The sequence below is a fragment of the Candidatus Magnetobacterium casense genome, from assembly GCF_019173545.1.
Classification (GTDB): Bacteria; Nitrospirota; Thermodesulfovibrionia; order Thermodesulfovibrionales; family Magnetobacteriaceae; genus Magnetobacterium; species Magnetobacterium cryptolimnobacter.
Map to the genome: position 1 here is coordinate 1 of NZ_JABXWD010000762.1, position 1,113 is coordinate 1,113.

The window sequence follows — 1,113 nt, forward strand, 5'->3', positions numbered from 1 at the left end:
TGACTAACAAAGCGAGCAAGCTTGTAATGCTTGATGCAATGTCGGTCCAAAGACCACTTCACCGTGGCCCGCACATTCGAAACTCGCTCGTAATAGGACCTCAACGAATCCTTATCCTTGAAAGGCAAACCAAGTTGAGATGCCTTGACGAGCATACCTGTGTCAATGACTTCATTGTCTCCAAACCTGAAATGAAGCCCCAACTCCTTAGCCTCACGCTCAAGCAACTCCGCATCGAAGCGCAGCAGATTATGGCCCGAGAACATGAACCCGCGCCTGCGCCATGCCTCCAAATTCTCGATTACGGCCGACATGACCTCATAGGGATCTTCCCCATGTTTTTCCAAAACAGCATGATCAATGCCGTGTATTTTGAGCGCCATAGGGTCAATTTGAAGGGATGAGGGACGTTTTACGTACGTGGAAAAATTAGCGCGAGGCTTGCGTTGCTCCACGACACAAAATCCCCACTGCAAAACAGCAGCCTGTTTTATGTCAGTACCTGTAGTTTCGCTGTCAAGAATAATGTAATTCTCAGGCAACTTGCCACCAGGACAGCGCTTGGCTACAGCCAACATTAAATCTCTCATCACCTCAACCTCCATCGAGAAACCGTAATCGACGCCCACTAGCTGACGGGCTCCTTGGGCAGCACATCAAGTCGATGCTGCCGAAATAACTCGAATGTATACTTGAGAAACTCATTGCCAATCAGACACATGGCACGGGCATCCAAACTATCCAAAGCCACTCTAAGACCCTCGGCTGAAATTTCACCCCGTGAAGTCGCCATTACAAGCCGTGCTAACTTAACGGCTGTCTCGGTCAACCTCACACTATCGCCATCAGACAAACCACCAACCTTCCCTGTTGGCAAGTTCGTTAACGAGCTCCTGAGCCAGAGATGAAAATTGTAACTGATATCACGATCTGGGTGATACCACTCTGTCTGCCCGGGTAAACGAACTTGCATTGTCATGATGATCTCCTAAACGTAAGTTTTAAGCCTGACATCGTGAGAAACACATTCAAGACACACCTTGCCTGCCGACCGCGGATCAAACCACGAGCGATCGATACCGCGCTTGCGACAACGTTCGCAAGGCCGCTGAA

Annotated in this window: 2 protein-coding genes; both read right to left on the bottom strand. The window is 49.4% G+C overall.

The window, feature by feature from the left end:
• The coding region (locus HWQ67_RS19330; RefSeq protein ID WP_218254328.1) for an exonuclease domain-containing protein at positions 1 to 629 on the bottom strand (629 nt) is incomplete at its 3' end.
• On the bottom strand, positions 629 to 877 hold the full coding sequence (locus HWQ67_RS19335; protein WP_218254329.1) for a hypothetical protein: 249 nt from the start codon (positions 875 to 877) through the stop codon (positions 629 to 631). The genes HWQ67_RS19335 and HWQ67_RS19330, both read right to left, overlap by 1 nt.
• Between the last annotated feature and the right edge of the window lie 236 nt (positions 878 to 1,113).